General features: G+C 71.1%; 3 protein-coding genes and 1 tRNA gene. 3 read left to right on the top strand and 1 reads right to left on the bottom strand.

Translation table 11 applies throughout. The annotated features are described in order from the left end of the window. Positions 1–364 precede the first annotated feature (364 nt). The gene (locus VFV89_RS19765) at positions 365–1,192 is read left to right on the top strand and encodes an aminodeoxychorismate lyase (RefSeq protein WP_329707688.1); all 828 of its coding nucleotides are present in this window, start codon (positions 365–367) and stop codon (positions 1,190–1,192) included. Positions 1,193–1,215: 23 nt separating this feature from the next. After that, positions 1,216–1,290: transfer RNA gene (locus VFV89_RS19760), tRNA-Val, on the top strand. Positions 1,291–1,769: 479 nt separating this feature from the next. Here VFV89_RS19760 and VFV89_RS19755 read toward each other — a convergent pair. Further along, positions 1,770–3,389 (bottom strand): alpha/beta hydrolase, encoded by a 1,620-nt coding sequence (locus VFV89_RS19755; RefSeq protein WP_329707687.1) that lies wholly within the window; start codon positions 3,387–3,389, stop codon positions 1,770–1,772. 153 nt (positions 3,390–3,542) lie between these two features. On the opposite strand from VFV89_RS19755, the gene VFV89_RS19750 reads away from it, so the two are divergent. Beyond that, a partial coding sequence (locus tag VFV89_RS19750) for a M28 family peptidase (protein ID WP_329707686.1) occupies positions 3,543–4,086 on the top strand: 544 nt, incomplete at its 3' end.

The following is a 4,086-nucleotide window of genomic DNA, read 5'->3' as shown; positions in this document are numbered from 1 at the left end:
CAACCTTGGCAAGGTTGCGCTCTACCAACTGAGCTACGTCCGCCTGCCTCCGAGCGCCGGTCTCCCGTGCTCGAAGTGCGTCAGAACCTTAGCCGATGCTCTCCGGCGTACAAACTTGGCGCGCAGGGTGAGTCCCAGCGTCGCTGCGGAGGCTTCGAGGCTCGGCGCCGGGGCGCCTCGCACCTCAGCCACCGTGGGCGGTGCGGGCGGGTGCCGTCGTCGCGGAGGCTTCGAGGTCGGCGCCGGGCGCCTCCCACCTCAGCTACCGGAGCGGGTGCTTGCCAGCGCGGGCTGCGGGGGCTTCGAGGCTCGGCGCCGGGGCGCCTCGCACCTCAGCCACCGCGGGCATCGGCAGAATGAAGCGGTGCGCGCGTGGGTGAACGGCAGGCTGCTCGAGGACCCGGCCGGGCCGGCGGTGGCGGTGAGCGACCACGGACTGACCGTCGGGGACGGGGTGTTCGAGGCGGTCAAGGCGGTGCGGGGGCGGCCTTTCGCTCTGACCCGGCACCTGGAGCGGCTTCAGCACAGTGCCGCGGGGCTGGGGCTGCCCGAGCCTGACCTGGACCGGATCCGCAGCGCGGTGGGGCAGGTGCTGCGGGGCACCGAGGAGCCGCTGAGCCGGATCCGGATCACCTACACGGCGGGACCGGCGCCGCTGGGGAGCGGGCGGGGGGACGGCGAGCCGACGCTTGTCGTGGTTGCGGCAGCGCTGCCCGAGGCGGACCGGTCGACGAGGGTGGCGACCGTGCCGTGGCCGCGGAACGAGCGGGGCGCGCTGGCCGGGCTCAAGACCACGTCGTACGCCGAGAACGTCGTGATGCTCGCCCACGCCTCCGCGCGGGGCGCCGGCGAGGCGGTGATGGCCAACCTGGCCGGCAACCTCTGCGAGGGGACCGGCACCAACGTCTTCTACGTCGTCGACGGCGAGCTGCGCACGCCGACGCTCGACAGCGGGTGCCTGGCCGGGGTGACCCGGGGGCTGGTCCTCGAGTGGTACGGCGGCCGCGAGGTCGACGAGCCGATCGACGCCGTGCGCGCGGCGAGCGAGGTGTTCCTGGCCTCCACCACCAGGGACGCCCAGCCGGTCAGTGCGTGGGACGACGTCGAGCTGCCGGCCTCCGGGCCGGTCACCAAGGCGGTGCAGGAAACCTGGCGCGAGCACGAGGCGACGATGCTCGAGACGGTCGGGTGATGGGCTAGCATCGGCGGTCGCAAGGGCGATTGGCGCAGTGGTAGCGCGCTTCGTTCACACCGAAGAGGTCACTGGTTCGAACCCAGTATCGCCCACCAACGTTTTCGCAGTTCAGAGCCGGTATTCCGGCGAGATCCGCTCCCCGCGTGTCGGTCAGATGTCGGATCATCGACACGGTCCGCTCGGGTGCGAGACCATCAACGTTCCTGCGCAACACCGGGAGGGAACATGGACTGGTGGGTATGGGTGCTCGTGATCGTCGTGCTAGGCGTCGTGGCCGCCCTCTGGTGGAGGAGCAGCGGTCGCACCCCGGACCATGCAGAGCCCAGAGGGAAGAAGCCTGGGGATAGCGACCAGCACGGACCATGGGGCGGCAGCATCGCAGGCTGATCGCTCGGGTAGAGCACTGGTCAGCACTCGTTCCCGATCGAGCAGATGGCGCCACCCGGGGATGCAGGCGTACGCCGACCTCTGCACCCGGACCCTCTCCCGGGCGCACGCTGCCGGTCCGCGGGTTCCATCAGCGCACAGCCGGACGGCCGCAGCCGGCTTGCGGCTGCGGCCATCCGCAGTGACCTCAGCGAAGATCGAACGCGTCGACGATCAGGTCACGCAGCCTGCCGAGGTTCGCATCGGTCGCGGTCGACGAGACCTTGGCCCGGGCGGCCGCCACGGGCGTCGGCGTCGGCGGTGGCACCGGGTCGCACTGCACGTCCGACCGGTTCTGGCCGGACACGCGGGCCGGCAGCGCTCCGGTGAGCAGGTAGTCCGCGATCCGGTCGTCGGTGCATGCGACTCCGGAGAGCGAGCCTGCGTGGGTCGTGCCGCCGACCCCTTCGATGAGGACCGACTTCGGGAACCGCTTGCGGACCTCCAGCGCGCCGGCGTACGGCGTCGCGGCGTCCTCGGTCTCCGAGATCAGCAGGATCGGTGCGACGTGCTGGCCCTTGACGTTGACCGGCTTGTCCGAGGGAGCCGACCAGGTGCGGCACGGCGCGTTGAACCATGCGTTGTTCCAGGTCAGGAACGGCGCGAAGGCGTAGATGCGGTCGTTGTCGCGCTGCCACGTCTTCCACTTGTCCGGCCACGGGGCGTCGGTGCACTCCACGGCCAGGTAGATCGCGTAGCCGTTGTCGGCACCCGGCCCGGTCGGGTCGCCGTAGAACGCCTTGGCAGGCCCGAGGTCGCCGTGCGCCGCCGCGACCAGCACGTGGGCGAGGTCGTCCCAGCCGTAGACGTAGTAGGCCGCCTGGACGAAGTCGTCGTTCCAGTCCGCCGCCCCGAATTCGGCCTGCGGGTCGGTGGTGAGCTGGTCGAGGACGTCGTAGTAGATCTGCCGCACCGCGGCACCGTCGGTGCCGAGGTGGTAGGTGGCGTCGTTCTCGGCGACCCAGTCGAAGTAGGTGTCGATGTTCTTGTCGAACTGCTTGTCCTGCTCGAGGTTCGCGTCGTACCAGACGTCCTTCGGGTTCACGACCCCGTCGAAGACCATGCGACGGACCCGGTCGGGGAAGAGCGTCGCGTAGACCTGGCCGAGGTAGGTCCCGTAGGAGAAGCCGTAGTAGTTGATCTTGCTGGCACCGAGCGCCTTGCGCAGGCTGTCCATGTCACGCGCCGCGTCCGTGGTCTTCAGGTGGTCGAGCAGCGCGCCACCGGCTTCCTCGCAGTCCTGCTGGTAGCCCATCGTCTTGGTCATCCAGTACGACGTGATGGCCTGCGTCTCGGGCACGTAGTTCGGCCGGCCGGGTGCGGCGTAGTCGCCGTCGCAGGTCAGCGCGGGCACGCTGCGGCCGACGCCGCGCGGGTCGAAGCCGATCCAGTCGTAGGGGTCGCCGCCGCCGTTCGGCACGAAGGCGCCGAGCCGGGCCAGCCCGAGCCCGGAGCCGCCGGGGCCGCCGGGGTTGACGAGCATCGGGCCCTGGGCGTCGGCATCCGAGGTCTTGTGCAGGATGCGGGACACCGCGAGCTGGATCTTGGTGCCGTTCGGCCTGTTGTAGTCGAGCGGGACCGTGAGCATGCCGCAGGTCGCGCCGGCGTTCCTGAGGCTTGCGGTCGGGCACACCCCCCACTGGATGGGTGGTGGCGTGTAGTCGGCGCCACTGTGGTGACGCGATGGGGACGCCGCATCGGCACTGGTCGCGGTGAGACCCGCGCCCATCAGTACCGCGGCGGCGACCATGCTGACGAGTTTCCTCATGAGACCCTCCCGGTCAGGTCGCCTGGGTCGGGATGTGACCCTTGATCACACAACCACTTCCGGCGGTCTCGGGGAACCCTGCCGACGGCACCCGGCGCGGGATCCACCCCGAGGGGTGGCGCGGCTCCGCCGGGGGCTCCATGATCGACGTCTATGTCGGAGCGACTGGCCTGGGCCGATGGGCTCGAACCCGCGAGCGTGTGGCGGGAGTTCGCCGCGCTCTCGGCCGTCCCGCGCAGGTCCAAGCACGAGGAGCAGGCCCGGGCGCACGTGGTCGACCGGCTCACCGCGCTCGGGGCGGACGCGACGGTGGACGGGGCGGGCAACGTGGTCGCCCACGTCCCGGGGGCCTCGGACGCCGAGCCGGTCGTCCTCCAGGCCCACCTCGACATGGTCTGCGAGGCCGACGCCGGAGCCGGCACCGACCCGGCGACCGACGGGGTGTTCCCGGTGGTGGTCGACGGGTGGGTCCAGGCGCCCGGTACGACGCTCGGCGCCGACGACGGGATCGGGGTCGCCGTCGCGCTGGCGGTCGCAGCCGAGGCTCTGGCCCACGAGGCGACGTACCCCCCGCTGCAGCTGCTCTTCACCGTCGACGAGGAGGAGGACTTCGGCGGGGCCGCGGGTGTGGACCCGGAGCTGGTCACCGGCCGGACCCTGCTCAACCTTGACTCCGAGCAGGAGCAGGAGGTGATCA

This window comes from Nocardioides sp., from assembly GCF_036274455.1.
Lineage (GTDB): Bacteria > Actinomycetota > Actinomycetes > Propionibacteriales > Nocardioidaceae > Nocardioides.
This window is presented reverse-complemented; position numbering and strand designations above follow the sequence as displayed.

Bases quoted from the DNA above. Each gene is read 5' to 3' on its own strand.
- VFV89_RS19755 (WP_329707687.1), bottom strand. From the start codon at position 3,389: ATGAGGAAACTCGTCAGCATGGTCGCCGCCGCGGTACTGATGGGCGCG.